The organism is Stenotrophomonas daejeonensis, from assembly GCF_001431505.1.
GTDB classification, from domain to species: Bacteria; Pseudomonadota; Gammaproteobacteria; order Xanthomonadales; family Xanthomonadaceae; genus Stenotrophomonas; species Stenotrophomonas daejeonensis.
This window is the reverse complement of sequence record NZ_LDJP01000058.1, coordinates 1-20,971: the sequence shown is the minus strand read 5'-3', so window position 1 is coordinate 20,971 and position 20,971 is coordinate 1. Positions and strand designations below refer to the sequence as shown.

25 protein-coding genes and 2 tRNA genes are annotated in these 20,971 nt (G+C 68.3%); 19 read left to right on the top strand and 8 right to left on the bottom strand.

All coding sequences use genetic code 11. From position 1 onward, the window contains the following. Positions 1 to 34 precede the first annotated feature (34 nt). The 9 genes from ABB34_RS10015 (at position 35) to ABB34_RS09975 (ending at position 7,314) form a co-directional block, all read left to right on the top strand. Complete coding sequence (locus tag ABB34_RS10015) at positions 35 to 364, top strand: J domain-containing protein (protein ID WP_057641182.1); 330 nt, start codon at positions 35 to 37, stop codon at positions 362 to 364. Between the two features lie 10 nt (positions 365 to 374). Beyond that, entirely contained in the window at positions 375 to 1,049 is a 675-nt protein-coding gene (gene rpe, locus ABB34_RS10010) for a ribulose-phosphate 3-epimerase (RefSeq protein WP_057641181.1), read from the top strand. A gap of 3 nt (positions 1,050 to 1,052) precedes the next feature. Next, positions 1,053 to 1,538, top strand: coding sequence for a GNAT family N-acetyltransferase (locus ABB34_RS10005; RefSeq protein ID WP_057641180.1), 486 nt, complete (start codon positions 1,053 to 1,055; stop codon positions 1,536 to 1,538). A 555-nt stretch (positions 1,539 to 2,093) separates the two neighbouring features. Further along, the gene (trpE, locus tag ABB34_RS10000; protein ID WP_057641179.1) at positions 2,094 to 3,569 is read left to right on the top strand and encodes an anthranilate synthase component I; all 1,476 of its coding nucleotides are present in this window, start codon (positions 2,094 to 2,096) and stop codon (positions 3,567 to 3,569) included. 35 nt (positions 3,570 to 3,604) lie between these two features. Next, the gene (locus tag ABB34_RS09995; RefSeq protein ID WP_057641178.1) at positions 3,605 to 4,189 is read left to right on the top strand and encodes an anthranilate synthase component II; all 585 of its coding nucleotides are present in this window, start codon (positions 3,605 to 3,607) and stop codon (positions 4,187 to 4,189) included. A gap of 31 nt (positions 4,190 to 4,220) precedes the next feature. Further along, positions 4,221 to 4,730, top strand: a complete 510-nt coding sequence (locus ABB34_RS09990) for a DUF1543 domain-containing protein (protein ID WP_245625432.1) — start codon at positions 4,221 to 4,223, stop codon at positions 4,728 to 4,730. An 11-nt stretch (positions 4,731 to 4,741) separates the two neighbouring features. Then, a complete protein-coding gene (trpD, locus tag ABB34_RS09985) occupies positions 4,742 to 5,767 on the top strand; it encodes an anthranilate phosphoribosyltransferase (protein WP_057641176.1) in 1,026 nt (341 codons plus the stop codon). 39 nt (positions 5,768 to 5,806) lie between these two features. Further along, the gene (gene trpC, locus ABB34_RS09980; protein ID WP_057641175.1) at positions 5,807 to 6,601 is read left to right on the top strand and encodes an indole-3-glycerol phosphate synthase TrpC; all 795 of its coding nucleotides are present in this window, start codon (positions 5,807 to 5,809) and stop codon (positions 6,599 to 6,601) included. Next, the gene (locus ABB34_RS09975) at positions 6,598 to 7,314 is read left to right on the top strand and encodes a haloacid dehalogenase-like hydrolase (protein WP_057641174.1); all 717 of its coding nucleotides are present in this window, start codon (positions 6,598 to 6,600) and stop codon (positions 7,312 to 7,314) included. Before trpC ends, ABB34_RS09975 begins: the two co-directional genes overlap by 4 nt. Before the next feature lie 64 nt (positions 7,315 to 7,378). On the opposite strand, the gene ABB34_RS09970 is transcribed toward ABB34_RS09975, so the two are convergent. Together ABB34_RS09970 and crp are read right to left on the bottom strand one after the other, a co-directional pair. Then, on the bottom strand, positions 7,379 to 8,146 hold the full coding sequence (locus ABB34_RS09970; protein WP_057641173.1) for a sulfite exporter TauE/SafE family protein: 768 nt from the start codon (positions 8,144 to 8,146) through the stop codon (positions 7,379 to 7,381). Between the two features lie 210 nt (positions 8,147 to 8,356). Beyond that, positions 8,357 to 9,046, bottom strand: a complete 690-nt coding sequence (gene crp, locus ABB34_RS09965) for a cAMP-activated global transcriptional regulator CRP (RefSeq protein WP_057641226.1) — start codon at positions 9,044 to 9,046, stop codon at positions 8,357 to 8,359. A 153-nt stretch (positions 9,047 to 9,199) separates the two neighbouring features. On the opposite strand from crp, the gene speD reads away from it, so the two are divergent. Both speD and sugE read left to right on the top strand, forming a co-directional pair. Then, complete coding sequence (gene speD, locus ABB34_RS09960; RefSeq protein ID WP_057641172.1) at positions 9,200 to 9,994, top strand: adenosylmethionine decarboxylase; 795 nt, start codon at positions 9,200 to 9,202, stop codon at positions 9,992 to 9,994. Between the two features lie 191 nt (positions 9,995 to 10,185). Further along, positions 10,186 to 10,503 carry a quaternary ammonium compound efflux SMR transporter SugE gene (sugE, locus tag ABB34_RS09955; protein ID WP_057641171.1) on the top strand — a complete coding sequence of 106 codons (318 nt, stop codon included), beginning with the start codon at positions 10,186 to 10,188 and terminating at the stop codon, positions 10,501 to 10,503. A gap of 131 nt (positions 10,504 to 10,634) precedes the next feature. Here sugE and coq7 read toward each other — a convergent pair whose 3' ends face one another. Beyond that, positions 10,635 to 11,279, bottom strand: a complete 645-nt coding sequence (gene coq7, locus ABB34_RS09950) for a 2-polyprenyl-3-methyl-6-methoxy-1,4-benzoquinone monooxygenase (RefSeq protein ID WP_057641170.1) — start codon at positions 11,277 to 11,279, stop codon at positions 10,635 to 10,637. A gap of 192 nt (positions 11,280 to 11,471) precedes the next feature. Here coq7 and rplM point away from each other — a divergent pair, with 192 nt between their 5' ends. Together rplM and rpsI are read left to right on the top strand one after the other, a co-directional pair. Then, complete coding sequence (gene rplM, locus ABB34_RS09945; RefSeq protein ID WP_057641169.1) at positions 11,472 to 11,900, top strand: 50S ribosomal protein L13; 429 nt, start codon at positions 11,472 to 11,474, stop codon at positions 11,898 to 11,900. A gap of 2 nt (positions 11,901 to 11,902) precedes the next feature. After that, entirely contained in the window at positions 11,903 to 12,295 is a 393-nt protein-coding gene (gene rpsI, locus ABB34_RS09940) for a 30S ribosomal protein S9 (protein ID WP_057641168.1), read from the top strand. Between the two features lie 209 nt (positions 12,296 to 12,504). Here the strand turns inward: rpsI and ABB34_RS09935 are convergent. Both ABB34_RS09935 and ABB34_RS09930 read right to left on the bottom strand, forming a co-directional pair. Further along, positions 12,505 to 12,579 (bottom strand) — tRNA-Gln (locus ABB34_RS09935). 54 nt (positions 12,580 to 12,633) lie between these two features. After that, positions 12,634 to 12,710, bottom strand: a tRNA-Met gene (locus ABB34_RS09930). Positions 12,711 to 12,829: 119 nt separating this feature from the next. On the opposite strand from ABB34_RS09930, the gene ABB34_RS09925 reads away from it, so the two are divergent. The 3 genes from ABB34_RS09925 (at position 12,830) to bfr (ending at position 14,409) form a co-directional block, all read left to right on the top strand. Then, positions 12,830 to 13,453, top strand: a complete 624-nt coding sequence (locus ABB34_RS09925; protein WP_057641167.1) for an RNA pyrophosphohydrolase — start codon at positions 12,830 to 12,832, stop codon at positions 13,451 to 13,453. A 105-nt stretch (positions 13,454 to 13,558) separates the two neighbouring features. Beyond that, positions 13,559 to 13,768, top strand: coding sequence for a (2Fe-2S)-binding protein (locus ABB34_RS09920; protein WP_057641225.1), 210 nt, complete (start codon positions 13,559 to 13,561; stop codon positions 13,766 to 13,768). A gap of 170 nt (positions 13,769 to 13,938) precedes the next feature. After that, positions 13,939 to 14,409 (top strand): bacterioferritin, encoded by a 471-nt coding sequence (gene bfr / locus ABB34_RS09915; protein ID WP_057641166.1) that lies wholly within the window; start codon positions 13,939 to 13,941, stop codon positions 14,407 to 14,409. Between the two features lies 1 nt (position 14,410). Here the strand turns inward: bfr and ABB34_RS09910 are convergent, their stop codons facing one another. From ABB34_RS09910 to ABB34_RS09900, 3 genes are read right to left on the bottom strand one after another with little or no spacing between them, the layout of a single operon-like run. Next, positions 14,411 to 16,702 carry a hybrid sensor histidine kinase/response regulator gene (locus ABB34_RS09910; protein ID WP_057641165.1) on the bottom strand — a complete coding sequence of 764 codons (2,292 nt, stop codon included), beginning with the start codon at positions 16,700 to 16,702 and terminating at the stop codon, positions 14,411 to 14,413. Next, positions 16,699 to 18,531: an EAL domain-containing protein gene (locus ABB34_RS09905; protein WP_057641164.1), complete on the bottom strand. Its 1,833-nt coding sequence runs from the start codon at positions 18,529 to 18,531 to the stop codon at positions 16,699 to 16,701. Before ABB34_RS09905 ends, ABB34_RS09910 begins: the two co-directional genes overlap by 4 nt. 31 nt (positions 18,532 to 18,562) lie before the next feature. After that, positions 18,563 to 19,192 carry a DUF4126 domain-containing protein gene (locus ABB34_RS09900; RefSeq protein WP_057641163.1) on the bottom strand — a complete coding sequence of 210 codons (630 nt, stop codon included), beginning with the start codon at positions 19,190 to 19,192 and terminating at the stop codon, positions 18,563 to 18,565. A gap of 162 nt (positions 19,193 to 19,354) precedes the next feature. Here ABB34_RS09900 and ABB34_RS09895 point away from each other — a divergent pair, with 162 nt between their 5' ends. The 3 genes from ABB34_RS09895 to erpA are packed head-to-tail and all read left to right on the top strand — an operon-like array spanning position 19,355 to position 20,923. Continuing rightward, positions 19,355 to 20,086 (top strand): DUF6776 family protein, encoded by a 732-nt coding sequence (locus ABB34_RS09895; RefSeq protein ID WP_057641162.1) that lies wholly within the window; start codon positions 19,355 to 19,357, stop codon positions 20,084 to 20,086. 2 nt (positions 20,087 to 20,088) lie between these two features. Continuing rightward, positions 20,089 to 20,505, top strand: coding sequence for a bactofilin family protein (locus ABB34_RS09890; RefSeq protein ID WP_057641161.1), 417 nt, complete (start codon positions 20,089 to 20,091; stop codon positions 20,503 to 20,505). Positions 20,506 to 20,536: 31 nt separating this feature from the next. Next, the gene (gene erpA, locus ABB34_RS09885) at positions 20,537 to 20,923 is read left to right on the top strand and encodes an iron-sulfur cluster insertion protein ErpA (protein WP_057641160.1); all 387 of its coding nucleotides are present in this window, start codon (positions 20,537 to 20,539) and stop codon (positions 20,921 to 20,923) included. Positions 20,924 to 20,971: the final 48 nt, after the last annotated feature.

The window sequence follows — 20,971 nt, the reverse complement described above, 5'->3', positions numbered from 1 at the left end:
CCCATTCCCCTTGTCGATGGACGCGCGCCCACCCATGCGCTGGTACGGAAAACTGCTCGGATTCATCGCCGGCGCACTGCTGTTCAGGCCCAACCCGCTGTTCGGCGCGGCGCTCGGCGTGCTGCTCGGCCATGCCTTCGACAGCGACTGGTTCCGGCTGAACCGCGACGCCCCGTACCGCGAGCTGGGCCTGACCCGCGAGGCCAGCGACGCCGAGGTCGAGCTGGCCTACCGCCGCCTGATCTCGCAGTACCACCCCGACAAGGTGGCCGGCGCCGCGCCCGAGCTGCGCGCCCAGGCCGAAAGGAAAGCCCGGCAGATCAATGCCGCCTACGACCGCATCAAAACCCTGCGCAAGCGCTGAAGGCCCCGCCATGTCCAACTGCATCATCGCCCCGTCCATCCTGTCGGCCAATTTCGCCAAGCTGGGCGAGGAGGTCGACAACGTGCTCGCCGCCGGTGCCGACTGGGTCCACTTTGACGTGATGGACAACCACTACGTGCCCAACCTGACCATTGGCCCGATGGTCTGCCAGGCGCTGCGCAAGCATGGCGTGACCGCGCCGATCGACGTGCACCTGATGGTCGAGCCGGTGGACCGCATCATCCCCGACTTCGCCGAGGCCGGTGCCAGCCTGATCAGCTTCCACCCGGAAGCGTCGAGGCACGTGCACCGCACCATCCAGCTGATCAGGTCGCACGGCTGCAAGGCCGGGCTGGTGCTGAACCCGGCCACGCCGGTGGAAGTGCTGGACTGGGTGCTGGACGACCTGGACCTGGTGCTGCTGATGTCGGTCAACCCCGGCTTCGGCGGGCAGGCCTTCATCCCGTCCACGCTGGACAAGCTGCGCGCGGTGCGGGCGATGATCGACAAGCGCGGCAAGCCGGTGCTGCTGGAAGTCGATGGCGGGGTGAAGGCCGACAACATCGGCGAGATCGCCGCTGCCGGTGCGGACGCCTTCGTCGCCGGCTCGGCCATTTTCAACGCGCCGGACTATGCGCAGGTGATCGCGCAGATGCGCGCCAATGTCGCCGCGGCGCGGGGTTGAGCGGTGGCCGCCGGCCTGCGCATCCGCCCAGCGGTCGCCGCCGACGCCGGCCTGATCCTGCGCTTCATCCGCGAGCTGGCGATCTACGAGAAAGCCGAATCGTCGGTGCGGACCGACGAGGCCGGCATCCGCGCCAGCCTGTTCGGCACGGACGCCAAGGCACAGGCGCTGGTCTGCGAGCTTGACGGCGTGCCGGTGGGCTATGCCGTCTATTTCCACAACTACTCCACCTGGTTGGGCCGCAACGGCATCTATCTGGAAGACCTGTACGTCAGCCCCGGGCATCGCGGCTGCGGCGCGGGCAAGGCGCTGCTGCAGCACATCGCGCGGCTGGCGGTGGCGCAGGGCTGCGGCCGCTTCGAGTGGTCGGTGCTGGACTGGAACACGCCGGCCATCGATTTCTACAAAGCGGCAGGCGCGAAACCGCAGGACGAATGGACGGTGTACCGGCTGGAAGGCGAGGCGCTGCGGCGTTTTGCAGGGGAGTGAGGCAAGACGCCCTTGTAGATGCGGGGCTTGCCCCGCATGAGGCTTCACCGGGAAAGCCCCAATGCGGGGCAAGCCCCGCATCCACGAGGGTGTTCTCGATGGGTGCGGGAAAACCCCTTCGCGTGCCGCGGCGAGACGAGTCCAAAAGAAAAGCCGCAGCGTCGCCGCTGCGGCCGGGGGAATCAGTCGGAGGCTGATCCCGCCTCCATCCATCGTCCCTGCCATGGCCTCCCATTCTCCGGGCGCCCGATGACGGCAACATGACACGCATTGCCCGGTAGGAGCGCACCTTGGTGCGCGAGGGACATTGCCGGGAAAGCTTCATCGCGCACCAAGGCGCGCTCTGCGGGAAAGCGCCATCAGCCGCAGATCGTTGCTCCTGCAAGCGATCCACCGCCTGCGGCAATGCACAACGCCCGCCGGAAGTGCGGTAAAGTGCGCCGGTGCCCACTCTGACGACCAAGCGTTCCCTTTCTTCCGCTCGCCGCTGGTGGCGATGGTGGCCCGTTGCCGTCGTCCGTACCGCCACCGCCGATTCCCGGAAGGAAGACCGTCTTGATCACGCAAGCGCAGTTCCAGCAGCAGGCCGCTGAAGGCCATAACCGCATCCCCGTCGTCCGCGAAGTGCTGTCCGACCTGGACACGCCGCTTTCGGTCTACCTGAAGCTCGCCGACGGCCCGCATACCTACCTGTTCGAATCGGTCGAAGGCGGCGAGCGCTTCGGCCGCTACTCCATCATCGGCCTGCCGGCGCGGCGCACCTACAGCTTCCGCGGCCACGCGCTGGAAGTGTGCGAACTGGGCGAAGTGGTCGAGCGCCGCGACGTCGCCGACCCGCTGGCCGAAGTCGAAATCCTGCGCGCCCGGCACTCGGTGCCGCGCTTCGAGGGCCTGCCCGGTTTCACCGGTGGGCTGGTCGGCTGGTTCGGCTTCGAGTGCATCCAGTACATCGAGCCGCGTCTGGCCGCCGGTGACAAGCCCGATGAACTCGGCACCCCGGACATCTACCTGATGCTGTCCGAAGAACTGGCGGTGTTCGACAACCTCAAGGGCCGGCTGTACCTGATCGTGCACGCCGACCCGTCGCAGCCGCAGGCTTGGGCACGCGCCAACCGCCGCCTCGACGAACTGGCGCACCGGCTGCGCCACGGCGGCGCTGGCTACCCGGAAACCCTGCAGCCGGCGGCACTGGACGAGGCCGATTTCGTCAGTGGCTTCACCCGCGAGGGCTTCATCGACGCGGTGCAGCGGGTGCAGGACTACGTGCGTGCCGGCGACGCCTTCCAGGTGGTGTTGAGCCAGCGCATGAGCGTGCCGTTCCATGCCCGCCCGATCGACGTCTATCGCGCGCTGCGTGCACTGAACCCGTCGCCGTACATGTATTTCCTCGACGTCGGCGGCACCCAGGTGGTCGGCTCTTCGCCGGAAATCCTCGTGCGTTTGCAGGACGGGAAGGTAACCGTGCGCCCCATCGCCGGCACCCGCCCGCGCGGCAGGACGCAGGCCGAGGACCAGGCGCTGGAAGCCGAATTGCTGGCCGACCCGAAGGAACGCGCCGAGCACCTGATGCTGATCGACCTCGGCCGCAACGACGTCGGCCACGTCTCGCAGGTGGGTAGCGTCGAGGTCGGCGAACGCTTCGTGATCGAGCGCTACAGCCACGTCATGCACATCGTCAGCGAAGTGACCGGCCGCCTGCACGACAACCTCAGCTACGCCGACGTGCTGCGCGCCACCTTTCCGGCCGGCACCGTCAGCGGCGCGCCGAAGATCCGCGCGCTGGAGATCATCCGCGAACTGGAGCCGGTCAAGCGCAACGTCTATGCCGGCGCCATCGGCTACCTCGGCTGGCATGGCGACGCCGACACCGCCATCGCCATCCGCACCGCGGTCATCCAGGACGGCCGCCTGCACGTGCAGGCCGGCGCCGGCATCGTGTTCGATTCCGACCCGGAGAAGGAATGGGATGAAACCATGAACAAAGGCCGCGCGCTGTTCCGCGCCGTCGCCCAGGCCGCCCAGGGGCTGTAAGCCCGCGCCGTCACCGAATACAGGCAGGAATCCCCATGCTGTTGATGATCGACAACTACGACAGCTTCACCTTCAACCTCGTGCAGTACCTGCAGACGCTGGGCACCGAGGTCAAGGTGGTGCGCAACGACGCGCTGAGCGTCGATGAAATCGCCGCGCTGCAGCCATCGCACATCGTCGTTTCGCCCGGTCCGTGCACGCCGAACGAGGCGGGCGTGTCGTTGGAAGTGATCCGCCGGCTCGGCGCGAGCACGCCGATCCTCGGCGTGTGCCTGGGTCACCAGAGCATTGGCCAGGTCTATGGCGGCGACGTGATCCGTGCCGGCAACATCATGCACGGCAAGACATCAAAGATCCGCCACGAGGGCAAGGGCGTGTTCGCCGGCCTGCCGGACGGCTACGAGGCCACCCGCTACCACTCGCTGGTGGTGGACAAGGCCACGCTGCCGGCGGAACTGGAAATCACTGCGTGGACCGAGAACGCCGATGGTTCGATGGAGGAGATCATGGGCCTGCGCCACCGCAAGCATCCGGTGGAGGGCGTGCAGTTCCATCCCGAATCCATCCTCACCCAGCACGGCCATGCGCTGCTGAAGAATTTCCTGGAACGTGCGCGATGAAATGCCGTTCCGCCGCGCAGGGAGGCCAGCCGTGAGCGTGCAGGAACTGCGCCTGTTCGTGGTGATGCTCGGCGGTCGCCACGCGCGCGCCAACACCGAGGTGCACGACGTGGTGTTCGCGGTCGCGCCGGGCATCGAACAGACCCACGAGCAGCTGCGCCGGCAGTGGTTCGGCGAACCGGCCGGGCTGCACATCGATTCGTGGATGACGGTTGATGGCGTCGAACAATGGCAGGTGCGTTTTTCCGCCGAACCGCCAGCGGAAGCTTCGCCGAAGCTCTACTTCGTCAACCTTGGCGGCTATGTCGCCGGCGAGTTCGGCGAGGCGCATCACAACCTGCTTGTCGTCGCCGACGATGCCGCCGAGGCCAAGCGCGAGGCGCTGGCGCAGGCCGGGGCGCACTGGCTCAAGCCGCATCGCGACGCCTTGCTTGAGGTGGATGCCTGCCTCCCGCTCGGCCCCATCGGCGGCCTGCACGTGCATTTGCGCGAAGGCGCGCACGACGGCATCGCCTGCGCCAGCGACTACATCGTAATCTGACCGGAGCCACCATGACCTTCACCGCGCAGGAAGCCCTGCAACGCACCATCGAGCACCGCGAGATCTTCTTCGACGAAATGGTCGACCTGATGCGCCAGATCATGCGCGGCGAAGTCTCGCCGACGATGACCGCGGCCATCCTCACCGGCCTGCGGGTGAAGAAGGAAACCGTCGGCGAGATCGCCGGCGCGGCTACGGTGATGCGCGAGTTCGCGCTGCCGGTGCAGGTGGACGACAGGACAAATCTGGTCGACATCGTCGGCACCGGCGGCGACGGCTCGCACACCTTCAACATCTCCACCTGCGCGATGTTCGTGGTCGCCGCGGCCGGGGCCAAGGTGGCCAAGCACGGCAACCGCAGCGTGTCGTCCAAGTCCGGCAGCGCCGACGCGGTGGAAGCGCTGGGCGCGGTGATCGAGCTGCGCCCCGAACAGGTGGCGCGCGCCATCGAACGGACCGGCATCGGCTTCATGTTCGCGCCGATGCACCACCCGGCGATGAAGGTGGTGGCGCCGGTGCGGCGCGAGATGGGCGTGCGCACCATCTTCAACATCCTCGGCCCGCTGACCAACCCGGTCGGCGCCACCAACATCCTGATGGGCGTGTTCCACCCGGACCTGGTCGGCATCCAGGCGCGCGTGCTGCGCGAACTGGGCGCGCAGCGCGCGCTGGTGGTGTGGGGCCGCGACAACATGGACGAAATCTCGCTGGGCGCCGGCACGCTGGTCGGCGAGCTGCGCGACGGCAAGGTGCGCGAGTACGAGATCCACCCGGAGGACTTCGGCATCGCCATGTCCGCCAGCCGCAACCTCAAGGTCGCCGACCCGGCCGAGTCCATCGCCATGCTGCGCGGCGTGCTCGACGACCAGCCGGGGCCGGCCCACGACATCGTCGCGCTCAACGCCGGCGCCGCGCTGTACGTGGCCGGCGTGGCCGACAGCATCGCCGATGGCCTGGCGCGCGCGCGCGCGGTGCTGGCCGACGGCAGCGCGCGCGCGCGCATGCAGCAATACGTGGCCGCCACCCATACACTCTGAGCCCTCTTCGCGGCAGCGGAACCCCAGGAAGCAGATTCGATGAGCGACATCCTCAACACCATCCTCGCCCGCAAGACGCAGGAGGTGGCCGAGCGCAGCGCCCGCGTGCCGCTGGCCGAGCTGAAGGCGCGCGTGGCAGACGCCTCGCCGGTGCGCGGCTTCGCCAGCGCGCTGCACGCGGCCATCGCCAACGGCGACCCGGCGGTGATCGCCGAGGTCAAGAAGGCCAGCCCGTCCAAGGGCGTGATCCGCCCGGATTTCCGCCCGGCCGAGATCGCGGTGAGCTACGAGTTCGGCGGCGCCAGCTGCCTGTCGGTGCTGACCGACGTGGATTTTTTCCAGGGCGCCGATGCCTACCTGCAGCAGGCGCGCGAGGCCTGCACGCTGCCGGTGCTGCGCAAGGATTTCGTGATCGACCCGTACCAGGTATACGAGGCGCGCGTGCTGGGCGCGGACTGCATCCTGCTGATCGTCTCGGCGTTGGACGACCGCCAGCTGGCCGAGCTGTCCGACCTGGCGATGCGCTTGAAGATGGACGTGCTGGTGGAAGTGCACGACATCGACGAGCTGGAGCGCGCCATCCAGGTGCCGGTGCCGCTGGTGGGCATCAACAACCGCAACCTGCGCAGCTTCGAGGTGTCGCTGGACACCACGCTGTCGATGAAGGACGCGGTGCCGCGCGACCGCCTGCTGGTCACCGAGAGCGGCATCCTCGGCCCGGCCGACGTGCAGCTGATGCGCGACGCCGGCGTCAACGCCTTCCTGGTCGGCGAAGCCTTCATGCGCGCGGAAGAGCCGGGCGAGGGCCTGCGTCAGCTATTCTTCGGCGCATGACCGATCCTTACCCCGTTCCCGGTGACGACGCGCAACTGGTCGTCTTCGATTTCGACCACACCCTCTACGACGGCGACTCCGGCAGCCACCTGTTCGCCTGGCTGCTCAAGCGCAACCCCTTGCGGCTGCTGGCCGCCTTGCTGGCCACGCCGCTGCTGGGGCCGCTGGTGGCGCTGCTGCCGACCCGCCGCCACGGCATTTCCGGCTATGTCTGGATCGCCACCTTCGGCCTGCACGGCGCGCGCCAGTTCAACACCGTCATCGACCGCTACGTACGCACCCACGAGGCGGAAATCCGCACCCGCCTGCTGCCGCGGGCGCTGGACGTGTTCGCCGCGCACCGTCGCGCCGGCGACAAGGTGGTGGTGGCCACCGGCGCGCCGCCGGAACTGGCGCGCGCGATCCTCGCCTTCGTCGCGCACCAGGACGTGAGCGTGATCGGCAGCGCGGTGGGCCCGCGCTTCGGCGCGATGGGCGCCACCCGCCACTGCCATAACGAAGAGAAGATGCGCATGCTGCGAGAGCGCGGCTACGGCGACATCGCCATCGCCTATTCGGACAGCACCGCCGACCTGCCGCTGCTGAAGGCCGCGAAGGCGCCGGTGGTGGTCAACCCCAAGCATGCACGGGTGGAATTCTTCCGCAAGGTACTGCCGGCCGGCACGCCGATCCTCAACTGGGGCTGCGTGGACCGCGGCGGCGAACCTGCATAGGAGCGCACCTTGGTGCGCGATGAAACTTTTCCGGCAAGGCCCCGTCGCGCACCAGGGTGCGCCCCTACGGAGTACGGCCCAGCCAGCCGCCGACCGCGTGCCCGATCTGGAACAGGCTGATCGACAGCACCATCACGCCCACGCCAATCAGTACCCAGCGCTCCTTCAGGCGCTTGACCAGCAAGGCCGCGACCGGCGCGGCCATCATGCCGCCGACCAGCAGGCCGGCGACGATGCTGGCGTGCTGCACGCCCATCGACAGCAGGAAGGTGGCGGAAATGGCGATGGTGACGATGAACTCGGCCGCGTTGACGGTGCCGATGGTGGTGCGTGCCTGCCCGCCGCGCGCCAGCAGCGTCGAGGTCGCCACCGGCCCCCAGCCGCCGCCGCCGCTGGCGTCCAGCAGCCCGGCGAAGAAGCCCAGCACCGGCACCCGCTGCACCTCGCGCTTGGGCGTGAAGCGCCCCCATGCGCGGGCGAGGATGAAGATCGCCAGCGCCAGCAGGTAGAGGTAGATGAAGGGACGGATGATGTCGCCGGGCAGTTGCGTCAGCACGTAGGCGCCGAGCGCGCCGCCGACCGCGCCGGGCAGCGCCAGCCGCAGGAACAGCCGCTTGTCGACATTGCCGGCCACCAGGTGCGATACCCCGGAAGCGCCGGTGGTGAACACCTCGGCGGTGTGGATGCTGGCGCTCACCGCCGCCGGCGGCAGGCCCATGCTGAGCAGCACCGAGGACGACACCAGCCCGAACGCCATGCCCAGCGCGCCATCGACCAGCTGCGCGCCGATGCCGATCAGGATGAACCAGTAGAACTCGCTTCCAAATTCCATTCACGGAGCCTGCTGGGTGGGGGCGGGTGCGTCAAGGAAGCTGGCAAGGCGATGGCGTTGCCTTGAGGCTTGCGAAGCCATGTATCGGTTGAAGCAGCCCCCCTTTGGTAAAGGGGGGGCGTCGACAGGCGCAGGGGAATTGGAGGTTGAGAAGCCGGGGCCCGAAGTTTGCTGCGCAAACTTTGGCGCTGAAAGCGCGTATGCGCGCTTTCAGCGCGTCCCGTACAGGACGATGGTCTTGCCGCGCGCGTGCAGCAGGCCATCGGCCTGCAGTTTCTTCAGCACGCGCCCGGCCATTTCGCGCGAGCAGCCGACCAGGCGGGCGATTTCCTGCCGCGACACGCGCAACTGGGTGCCCTGCGGATGGCTCATCGATTCCGGCTCCTTGGCCAGATCGTGCAGGGTGCGCACGATGCGGTCGGTCACGTCCAGGAACGCCAGCCGGCTGGCCTTGCGGCTGGTATGCAGCAGGCGCCGGGAAATCTGCGAGCCGATCGCGTACAGCAGCCGCGGCGCATCGCCGGACAACGGCCCGAGGAACAGCTGGTGCAGGCGCTCGTAGCTGATCTCTGCCAGTTCGCACGGGGTGCGGGTGCGCAGGATGACCTCGCGCTTGTCCGACTCGATGAACAGGCCCATTTCGCCGACGAACTCGCCCGTGCCGAAATAGCCCAGCACCAGCTCGCGGTCTTCCTCTTCCTCGGCGATGATGCTCACCGAGCCGCTGATCACGTAATACATGGTGCCGGCCGCGTCGCCGGGACGGAACACATCGGTGCGCGTCGGGTAGCGCCGGCGGTGGCTGTGGGCGAGGAACCGGTCGATGGTGGCGATGTCCAGCGTCAGCGGGCTGGAGGCAAGACGCATGCCTGAAGCGGTGTTGGCGATTCCCGGATTCATGAAGTTGTTCACAAAAGGCTGAACTCAGCTCGAACGAGCAAGCTTAACGGGGCCGTCCGCACCGGGCAATCCGGCTGGGCGGGGCCGCCGTTTCGCCGGGGGGCGGTTTGCCCCATAATTGACCCTTTCCCGCCATTTACAGGATCGACCGCCGTGGTCAAGCCGTTGCCTCGCCTGAGGTTGCAGGGTTTCAACAACCTCACCAAGGCGCTGAGCTTCAACATCTATGACGTCTGCTATGCGCGAACCGAAGAGGAGCGCCAGCGTTACATCGAGTACATCGACGAGGAATACAACGCCGATCGTCTCACGCAGATCCTCACCGATGTGGCCGAGATCATCGGCGCCAACATCCTCAACGTCGCCCGCCAGGACTACGACCCGCAGGGCGCGTCGGTGACCATCCTGATCTCCGAGGAACCGGTGATCGACAAGAAGGCCGCCGGCAAGGAGCTGATCTCCGATGCGGTGGTCGCGCACATGGACAAGAGCCACATCACCGTCCATACCTATCCGGAGACGCACCCGCAGGAAGGCATCGCCACGTTCCGCGCCGACATCGACGTGGCCACCTGCGGCGTCATTTCGCCGCTGAAGGCGCTGAACTACCTGATCGAGAGCCTGGAGTCGGACATCGTGGTCATGGACTACCGCGTGCGCGGCTTCACCCGCGACGTGAAGGGCAAGAAGCACTTCATCGACCACAAGATCAACTCGATCCAGAACTTCCTGGCCAAGAACATCAAGTCGCGCTACGAGATGTTCGACGTCAACGTCTACCAGGAAAACATCTTCCACACCAAGATGCACCTGAAGGACTTCGACCTGGACCAGTACCTGTTCGAGGAGAAGGCCAAGAACCTCTCGTTCAAGGAGCGCATGAAGATCGAGGCGCTGCTGCGCCGCGAGATCGAGGAGCTGTTCCACGGCCGCAACCTGGCCGAGTGACGGTTACATGCGGTTCGTGTGCGGGCGCTTAGGCTTGCACCACTGAAACACGGCGGGACGGCCCGCCCCATGCCGCAAGGCATGGACCACAGCCGACGGCGGCCCGGTGCGAAAGCATCGGGCCGTTTCTTTTTGCGATTGCCCGCGACCGGCCGTGCATCCGGCGCGGGGTTGAGGAAAGGAGGTATCGGATGCCCTGGGTTTACCTGCTGCTGGCCGGCCTGTTCGAGATCGGCTTCGCGCTGGGCCTGAAATACAGCGAAGGCTTCACCCGTTTGTGGCCGAGCGTCGGCACCGTGGTGGCCGCCGGCATCAGCCTGTGGCTGCTGACGCAGGCGATGAAGCAGATCCCGATCGGCACCGCCTACGCCATCTGGACCGGCATCGGCGCGATGGGCGTGGCGGTGCTGGGCATCGTCCTGTTCAACGACAGCGCCTCGCCGGCGCGGCTGGCCTGCGTGGCGCTGATCGTGGCCGGCGTGATCGGCTTGAAGCTGGCGTCAGGCTGAAGTGGAGCGGTGAGTCGGTTGCGACGTGCCTCGTAGGTGCCGGGCTTGCCCGGCACGGGTTCTCGCGGCAAGGCCCCCTGCGGGGCAAGCCCCGCAGCTACGGTCGAGGATGCGGTTTCGAGTGGGCCGCATCAGAGCCGGTAGGCGACGGTCTTCATCGCCTTGGAGGCCAGCGCCATCACCGTCGGGATCGGCTGCGGCAGCACGCGGGCGCCGGCATGTTCGGCATGCTCGGCGTGGCGCGCCTCGTCGGCCTTCATGACCCGCAGGATCGCGCGGCTGCGCTGGTCGGCCGGCGGCAGGGTTTCCAGATGCTCGTCCAGGTGTGCCTCGACCTGGCGCTCGGTCTCGACCACGAAGCCCAGGTTCCAGCCATCGCCGCGCAGCCCGGCCAGCGTGCCGATGGCGTAGCTGCCCGCGTACCACAGCGGGTTGAACAGGCTGGGGCGGCTGTCCAGTTCGCGCAGGCGGTCGGCGCACCAGCTCAGGTGGTCGGTTTCCTCCTGCGCCGCTTCCAGCAGGTGCGCGCGGGTGGCGGGGTCGCGCGCGACCGCGGCCTGGCCGAAATACAGCCCCTGCGCGCAGACCTCGCCGACGTGGTTGATGCGCATCAGCCCGGCCGCGTGCCGCCGCTCGTGCGTTTCCAGCGTGATTTCCGGGGTGTTGCCGGCCGGGTTCGGGCGCATGGCCGGGGGATTGCCGAACACGGTGTCCAGGGCGCGTTGCGCTTCGGTCAGCAGGTGGTCCAGTGGCGTGTGGGCGCGGGTGATGGTCATGGCATCCGGCGGGAAGGGCGTCCCCGGGATTCTCGCCGCTGGCATGGGGGCTGCCAAGGCCGGCGGGGCCTTCGGTTGCGCGGAGGTGGCGCGGCCGGTACAATCCCGCCTCTTGCGTTCCACCTTCACAACGCGTGGCAGAGTTCCGGCAGTGCAGCGCCGCAATGAGCCCGACCTAACCTGAGTTCTTTCATGAGCACTTTCACCGCAAAGAACGAGACCGTCCAACGCGACTGGTATCTCGTCGACGCCTCGGGCAAGACCCTGGGCCGTCTGGCCACCGAGCTGGCCCGCCGCCTGCGTGGCAAGCACAAGCCCGTCTACACCCCGCACGTCGATACCGGCGACTACCTGGTTGTCATCAATGCAGAAAAGATTGCCGTCACCGGCAAGAAGCTGCAGGACAAGCAGTACCACCGCTTCACCGGCTACATCGGCAACCTGAAGACCGAAACCCTGGCCCAGGCGCTGGAGCGCCACCCGGAGCGCGTGATCGAGATCGCCGTGAAGGGCATGCTGCCGAAGGGTCCGCTGGGTCGCCAGATGTACCGCAAGCTCAAGGTTTACGCCGGCGCCGAACATCCGCACGCCGCCCAGCAGCCGCAAGTCCTGGATATCTGATCATGGCTATCACGCAAAACTACGGCACTGGCCGCCGCAAGTCCTCCACCGCCCGCGTGTTCCTGCGCAAGGGCACCGGCAACATCACCGTCAATGGCCGTCCGCTGGACGAGTTCTTCGGCCGTGAGACCGCGCGCATGATCGTGCGCCAGCCGCTGGAGCTGACCAAGAACACCGAAAGCTTCGACGTCGTCGTCACCGCCGCCGGCGGTGGCACCACCGGCCAGGCCGGTGCGATCCGCCTGGGCATCGCCCGCGCGCTGGTCGAGTACGACGAAGGCCTGAAGTCCGAGCTGCGCAAGGCCGGCTTCATGACCCGCGACGCCCGCGAAGTCGAGCGCAAGAAGGTCGGCCTGCACAAGGCCCGCCGCGCCACCCAGTTCTCCAAGCGCTGATCCATCGCGTTTGGCCGGGATCCTTCGGGGTCCCGCTGGTTGGAAAAGCAAAAGCCCGGCTTCGGCCGGGCTTTTGTCGTTCGGGCCGTGGCTCACGGAAGCAAGCCGTAGGGGCGGCGCCAGTCGCGATGTGGCTTTTCCGAGAGGGTTGGGTAGGGCGACGGAAGGCAAAGAAAAAGGCCCGATCTTTCGATCGGGCCTTTCGTGTTTGGCTGCCCCGGATGGATTCGAACCACCGAATGCCTGAGTCAGAGTCAGGTGCCTTACCGCTTGGCGACGGGGCAATGTGAGCGATGATTATCGCATTCCCTGCGAGGGGATGCCAATGCCGGCATCCGTGGTGGCTATGGGTGGACTCGAACCACCGACCCCAGCATTATGAGTGCTGTGCTCTAACCGGCTGAGCTACATAGCCCTGAGGGAGCCCGCAATTTTGCGCATGGCGGGGATGCCTGTCAACAGTTTTCTTCCGAGCTTGTGGCGCGGCGATGGCCATGGCAGAGTCCGGACAGTAGAACTTCAGGAGTCCGCATCGTGATCGATCCGGACGGCTATCGACCGAACGTCGGCATCGTGCTGATGCGGGAAGACGGGCAGGTGTTCTGGGCACGGCGAGTGCGCAGGGACGGCTGGCAGTTTCCGCAGGGCGGGATGAATTCCGACGAGACCCCGGTCGAGGCCATGTATCGCGAATTGCAGGAAGAAACCGGCCTGTTGCCCGAGCATGTGGAAGTGCTGGGGGCAACGCCCGGCTGGCTGCGTTACCGCCTGCCCAGCCGCGCCATCCGCCGCAACGAGCGGCAGGTGTGCATCGGCCAGAAGCAGGTCTGGTTCCTGCTGCGCCTGACCGGCGACGAGACGCACGTGAGCCTGGACCATACCGATTCACCCGAATTCGACCACTGGCGCTGGGTGGATTTCTGGTACCCGGTCGAGCACGTGGTGATGTTCAAGCGCGGTGTCTACGCGCGGGCGTTGCGGCACCTGGCGCCATTGGCGCGCGGGGTGGCGGGCAGCGAGGTCACGGCGATGCCGCAGAGCGCGCAGGAGGCCTGGATGCCCGGCCATGCCGCCGGCCACGAGCGGCCACGCAAGCGTTCGCGTGCGCGTGGGTACTGGCCGAAGAAGGTGCAGGGGGAAGGCCCCGCCGGTAGCTGAGCCGGGGTTTGACGAGAATGATTCAGGAAGATTATTGACAACCATTCTCGTTTTCGATGAAATGCCGGCAGGCCGCTCTTGGCCTGCCTGCCCCCGACGCCCGCCGTGTACGTCTGCATCTGCAACGGAGTGACCGACCACCAGATCCGCGAAGCCGCCGACAACGGCTGCAGCACGGTGGCCGAGTTGACCATGCGTACCGGTTGCGGCTCGACCTGTGGTTCCTGCCTGGACATGGCGGCTGAGCTGCTGGCCAAGGCGCGCGCCACGCACGGCTTGCCGCTGCCGATGCTGGAGCTGGGCAAGGCCGCCTGAGCGGCCGGGCCATCCCGGCGTTTCCCGCACCCGTTCTCCGTCCCGTCGTAGTCGGTGCCGCGCGTGCGTCACTGCCGCATGCGGCAAGGTCAATGAGCACGATTCGCGTTACTTCATCGTCCGCTGCATGGCGCTACAGTGCGCGCGTTCAACGTGTGCGGGAGCAACCCATGAAAGGCGACGCCAAGGTCATCGAATTCCTCAACAAGGCGCTCTACAACGAGCTGACCTCGATCAACCAGTACTTCCTGCACGCCAAGATGCTGAAGAACTGGGGGCTGAAGGAACTGGCCGAGCACGAGTACAAGGAGTCGATCGACGAGATGAAGCATGCGGACATGCTGTCCGACCGCATCCTTTTCCTCGAAGGGCTGCCGAATTTCCAGGCGCTGGGCAAGCTGCGCATCGGCGAGAACCCGACCGAGATCCTGCGCTGCGACCTGGCACTGGAAAGCGACGGGGTGAAGCTGCTGCGCGACGCGGTGGCCTACGCCGAGAGCATCGGTGACTACGTCAGCCGCGAGCTGTTCGTAAAGATCCTCGATTCGGAAGAGGAACACATCGACTGGCTGGAGACGCAGCTGGACCTGATCGAGCGCATCGGCGAGCCGAATTACCTGCTGACCAAGCTGGAAGACTGATTCAGCCGCGCGCGCCGGCCCCGGCGCGCATCTGGGCCTGGTAGCCGACCAGCGCCAGCCGGGCGCGGGCGAACTCGGCGATGATCAGCGCCACCATCACCGCCGGGCGGTCGAGCACGCCGGTGCGCGCGGCCAGTTCCACGCGCCGCGCCGCGGCCGACAGGGCCAGCGCGCCGACGTTGGCGCTGGCCGACTTGAGGCTGTGCGCCAGTTCGCGCAACTGCTCCAGGTCCGGCGCGACGGCAGCCTCCTGGAGCCTGCGCACCAACGGCGTGCTGTCGTCCAGGAACACGTCGATGATGGTGGCCGTTTCGTTGCCGGCGATCTCGCGCAGTTCGTCGAGTATTTCGCGGTCCAGGATCGGTGGAGCCGCGGCCTGCGCGTTCGCGTTCTCCTCGGTCGGGGCTGGCGCTGCTGCCTGTACCGGTATCGGCGCGGGGGCCGGCACGACGCTGGCCGGTGGCGGCGTGGCACTGCCCTGGCACCAGCGTTGCAGGCAAGCCTGCAGGTTGTCGCGGACGATGGGCTTGGACAGGTAGTCGTCCATGCCGGCGTCCAGGCAGCGCTGGCGGTCGCCGGCCATCGCGTTGGCGGTCATGGCGATGATGGGCAGGCGCGGGGCGCCGGTGGCGGCCTCGTGTTCGCGCCAGCGGCGGGTGGCGCCGTAGCCGTCCAGTACCGGCATCTGGCAGTCCATCAGCACTGCCGCGTAGGCGTTGCCGCGCATTTTTTCCAGCGCCAGCTCGCCGTTGGCGGCGGCGTCGGACTGGCAACCGATTGCGGCCAGCAGCTTCTGCGCGACCAGCAGGTTGACCGGGTTGTCCTCGACCAGCAGCACGCGGATGCCGGTGGGCGACCAGTTGGTTGCCGGTTCGGTGGGTGGCTCTGCGACGGCGGGCGCGCTGGACGCGGTGCTCGCCAACGCCGCGCGCAGTTCGTCGTCGGGGCATTGCCGGGGCAGGACGGTGGCGCCTGCGTACAGTTCGACCGGTACGGGGCCCTCGCCATGCAGCCAGACCAGTTGCACGCCGTCGCGGTTGTTGTCGCGCTGGATCGCGCGTTGCAGTGCGGTGGCGCCGTGGGGCAGGGATTCCAGGTCGCCGATGACGCCGTGCCAGCGCGTCGCGCCGTCGCGCAGCAGGTCCAGCGCCTCCTGCACCGTCTCCACCGCCCGTGGCTGGAAGCCCCAGTTCGGCAACAGCAACTGCAGGCGCTGGCGCAGCCGCGGTTCGCGGGTGACCAGCAGCAGCGGCCGCTGGCCGTGGGCCTGGCCGGGCTGGCGCAGGTCGCCGACCACCTTCAGTAGCGGGATCTCGAACCAGAACGTCGAGCCCTGGCCGGGCACGGAGGACAGGCCGATGCTGCCGTTCATCAGGTCGATGATGCGCTTGCAGATGGCCAGCCCGAGGCCGGTGCCGCCGTACAGGCGGGTGGTGGAGGCGTCGGCCTGGGTGAAGGCGTTGAACAGGCGCTCCTGCCGCGCGCTGTCGATGCCGATGCCGGTGTCGCGCACCTCGAAGCGCAGCCGGTGCTGCACCGGTGTCTCGCCGAGGCGGCGGACGTGGACCTGGACGCCGCCGTGCTCGGTGAACTTGATGGCGTTGACCAGCAGGTTGCTCAATACCTGCCGCAACCGCACCGGGTCGCCGCGTACCGCCAGCCGCACCGCCGGGTCCAACTGCAGGGTGATGCCCAGCCCCTTGTGCTCGGCCGAGCGCCGCATCAGCTGCAGCATCGAGTCGAGCAGCTCGCGCAGGTTGAAGGTGGTGATTTCCAGCTCCAGCCGCTGCGCTTCGAGCTTGGAGTAGTCGAGGATGTCGTCGACGATGCGGAACAGGGCGTGCGCGCTCTCGCTGGCGGTGTCGAGCATCTGCCGCTGTTCGGTGGCCAGCGGCCCCTGCGCGACCATCTCCAGCATCGGGATGATGCCGTTGAGCGGGGTGCGGATTTCGTGGCTCATCGTGGCCAGGAACTCGCCCTTGGCCAGCATCGCCGCCTCGGCGTCCTGCTTGGCCTGCAACAGCTGCTGTTCGAGCTGGTTGTGGCGTTGCTGCTCCTGGCGCAGGCGCTGCAGTTCGCGTTCGGCGTCGCGCGCGCGGCGTGCCTGCTCGTCGGCCGCGCGGGCCTGGCCGCGGGCGGCCCGCAGCGACAGCAGGGCGCACAGGGCGGCACCGATGGCGGCGGCCGCCGCCAGTGGCGGCTGCGCCGGGCCCGGCAACCACGGCAGGGCCGCGGCCGCGACTGCAAGCAGCGTGGCGCCCAGCGCCCAGCGGCCGCCTGCCGGGGTGTTCACAGCACCGCGTTCTGGAAGTCGAAGTCCAGTTCGCTGCCGACCGACTGCACCACGTTGCCCTGGATGAAATCGACGCCGCCCATCCACATCGCGGCGGCGGCCTGCGGGTCTTCGATCTGCTGGCCGACGACCTGCAGGTTGGCGCGGTGCGCGGCATCGATGACACCACGCAGCTCGTCGCGCAGCTTCTGGTCGGCATGGCTGCCGGCGTAGCGGCCGGCCATGCGCACGAAGCTCAGCGGCAGCTGGGTGAGCAGCGCGTTGGCTTCGGCGCCGGGTTCGAACTGGCTCAGGCAGAACTGCACGCCGGCCTGCATCAGGCGGTCGCAGAACTGCTGCAGCGTCACCGCGTGGACCAAGGCGTCGGCCAGGCGCACGTCGATCACCAGCGCGCTGCCGGAAATGCCGCGCTCGGCGATGGCCTTGAGCAGCCAGTCGGCGAAGGCCTCGCGCGCCAGCGTGCGCAGCGACTGCGAGACGAACAGGCGCATCGGCGGGGTGGCGAACTGGTAGCGGTGCAGCAGGCCCAGCGCGTGTTCCAGCACCTGCTGGTCGAGGTCGGCGATGCGCCCGGCGGCCTCGGCGGCGGGGATCACCTGCCCGGCCGAGAGCAGGGCGCCGTCGCTGCGGCGCATGCGCAGCAGCACCTGGTACTGCGCGGTGTCGCTGCCGGAGACGGCGACGATGGGTTGGTAGGCCAGTTCGAGGTGGCCGTCGAGCAGCGCCAGGTGTTCCTGCGCGGCAGCGTCGGCGGCGCTCTGGTGCGCGGCAATGCCGTCGGGGAGCAGGCGCGCCTGCAGGGCGGTGCGTTCCACCGCTTCCACGGCGGTGCCGGCGTCGGCGAAGCCCTGCGACAGGTGGGCGTGGCCGATGGCGCAGCGCAGGTGCACCGATTCCTCCTCGCGCACCAGGAACGGGTGCGCCGACAGCGATTCGCGCAGCGCGCGCGCCAGCGCCTCGACGGTGTTCTCGTCGATGTTGCGCGCCAGCAGCAGGAAGCTGTTGTCGCTCAGCCGCGCCAGCGGGTGCGGCCGCGCGGCCTCGCCCAGGCGCCGGCCGGCCTGCACCATCAGCCGTTCGAAGGCGGCGTAGCCGTAGCGTTCGCGCAGGCCCAGGGCGCTGGCGATCTCGATGAACATCAGCCCGCCGCTTTCCTTGCCGGCCAGCGCGGCATCCAGTTGCAGCATCAGGTTGTGGCGGGTGGGCAGGCCGGTCTCGGGATTGTTCATCGCCGGGCCGGCGCCGGTGCCGCCCTGGCCCTGCTGGCGCGCGCGGCGGATGCGGTTGGACACGGCCGCGACCAGGTGGCGCGGGCGGATCGGCTTGGTCAGGAAGTCGTCGGCGCCGCTGTCGAGCACTTCGAACTGGCGCTCGGGGTCGACGTCGCCGGTCAGGAACACGATCGGCAGCAGTTGCTGCTCCGGTTGCTGGCGGATCAGCGTGGTCAGGCGCATGCCGTCCAGCCCGGGCATGTGCAGGTCCATCAGGATCAGGTCCGGGCGGTGGGTGTCGATGGCCTGCTGCACGCCCTCGGCCTCCATCTGCATGATCGCCTGCATGCCGGCGCCGTGCAGCACGCTTTGCGCGAACAGCGCCTGCGAGCGGTCGTCCTCGACGATCAGCACCCGGTACGGCGCCTCGTTGGCGGCCTGCAGGCCGGGCGCCTGCACGGTGGGCGTGGCCGCGCCGGCGGCCGCCTCGGTGAGCTGGGCGCGCACGACCTCGGCCGGCTTGGCGCTCGCCACGCTCCAGCGTTGCCAGTAGTTGACCGGCGGGACTTCCGCGCGGACCGGGCGGGCGGAAAGGTTGGGTGTGTCGCTGCGTGCCATCGGTACTCCCCGTGAGCCGTGGATTATGCGGTCAAGGTGCCGGTGGCAGCGAATGCCGCGATGCGTCGCCGTGGCTATCGGCCGGCGCGAACAGGCGCTTGAGGCCGCGCCAGAGCATGCGCCAGGCCAGCCACACCGCCAGCGCGCCGAACAGGCTGGTGCCGAGCACGAACGCCAGCGCCAGCCACGGGTGCGCCAGTGCCAGTGCCAGCCCGCCGATGACCACGCTGTCCTCGGCGACCGACGCCATCCAGTTGCTGGCCGGTTCCGGCGAGGTGTTCAGCAGGGCGCGGGTGCCGGCCTTCAACCCGTGGCTGGCCAGCGCCACGCCGGCGCCGGCGACCAGCACGCCGGTGCTCAGCTCGCCATCGGGCGACAGCGTGGCCGCGGCCAGGAATGCGCCGGCCGGGACCCTTGCCAGCGTCTGCAGCAGGTCCCAGATCGAATCCACGCCGGGGATCTTGTCGGCGAAGAATTCGACCAGCGCCAGCGCGCCGGAGGTACCCAGCACCCACCATGACTGCGTGGCTTGCAGCGCCGGAGGCAGATCGACCCAGCCCAGCAGGCCGGCCAGGCCGACGCCGAACACGGTCAGGTACACGCGGATGCCGGCCAGCCAGGCCAGCAGGATGCCGATGACGAACACGTGGGCTTCGGTCATGGACGGCGCCAGTGGAAACCGGGGACAGGCTGGCAACTATCGGCGATGGCCGGGGCGATTGCCAGCCTTGCCGGCGGGGTGGCGGGCGCCGGGGTCGTTTACACTGCCCGACCGTTTCAGCCGGAGCGCAGGCGGCGCCCGCGGGCTGCCGCCGCCACTGTCATGAACAACCGTCCCTCGCGTTTCCAGATCACCCCGCGCGGCGCGCCGCGATACTCGCGTGGGCTGTCGTGGGCCATCGCCGTGTCGTGGCTGTTGTCGCTGCTGCTGGTGGGTTGGCTGGCCTCGCGCCATGCCTCGCCCGACGCCGGCAACCTGCGCGAGCGCCTGCGCCAGAGCGAGCAGCAGGCGCAGCTGCAGCTCGGGCAGATCGAGGAACTGCGGCAGCGGCAGGCCACGCTGGAGGCTTCCGACAAGATCAGCCGCGCCGCCACCACCGAGGTGCAGGCCTCGCTGGCCGAGCGCGAGGAGGAAATCGCCGGGCTGCGCGCGGACGTGGCGTTCTACGAACGGCTGGTGGGTGCCACCAGCCAGCGCAAGGGGCTGAATGCGCATTCGATCGAGTTCGCCGCCGAAACCGCCGGCAGCTGGCACTACAGCGTGGTGCTCACCCAGAACCTGAACCGCGGCGCGATCAGCCAGGGGCAGATGCGCTTCGCCGTGGAGGGGGTCCGGGACGGCAAGCTGGTCACGGTGAACTGGGACGAACTGCACCAGCGCAGCGCGGTGCCGGGGCAGGACTATTCCTTCCGCTATTTCCAGCAACTGGATGGCAGCGTGATGCTGCCCAAGGATTTCACACCGCAACGTGTGCGAATCTCGTTGGCTGGCCCGGGGGGGAGCGCCAACCAGACATTCGATTGGAAACTCGCCGGCAACGGCAGAGGGGAGTAAGCATGTTCGGAAACAAGTCCAGCCGCGACAGCCAGATGGTGGTGGACGCGCTGATCGGGCCGCAGGTGGTGATCCGCGGCGACGTGATGTTCAGCGGCGGGTTGTACGTGGAAGGTCGCATCGAGGGCAAGGTGGTGGCCGAGGACGGCGCCAGGGCAACGCTGACCCTGGCCGAGCAGGGCCATATCGAAGGCGAGGTGCGCGCGTCGGTGGTGGTGGTCAGCGGCAGCCTGGACGGCGACGTGCACGCCGACGAACGGGTGGAACTGGCGCCGACCGCGCGGGTCAACGGCAACGTCCATTACCAGGTGGTGGAAATGAGCGCCGGCGCGCAGCTCAACGGCCGCCTGCTGCACGCGGGCACGATGGCCGCGCTGCCGGCGCCGCAGGCGGTGGCAGCGGCGTCCGGAGAGGCTTGAATCGCGGCGGTCCCGTCCCCATGCTGAGCGCATGAGCACGCTCGTCTCCCTGCCCGGCACCCCGGCCGCGCCCGACTACCAGTCCCTCGACCGCCCGCTGAACTTCACCGTGGCGGCGGCGGCCAAGGTGCACGAACTGATCCGTGACGAGGGCAACGACGCCCTCGCCCTGCGCGTCTACATCCAGGGCGGCGGCTGCTCGGGCTTCCAGTACGGGTTCGAGTTCGACGAAAACCGCGCCGACGACGACCTGGCCGTCGTCACCGAGGGCGTGACCCTGCTGGTGGACCCGCTGAGCCTGCAGTACCTGATGGGCGCCGAGGTCGATTACAGCGAGAGCCTGACCGGCGCCCAGTTCGTGATCCGCAACCCCAACGCGCGCACCACCTGCGGCTGCGGCAGCAGTTTCACGGTGTAGTGCCACGTTTTTGCAAGCCCCTCTCCCTGCGGGGCGAGGCCGCACGGC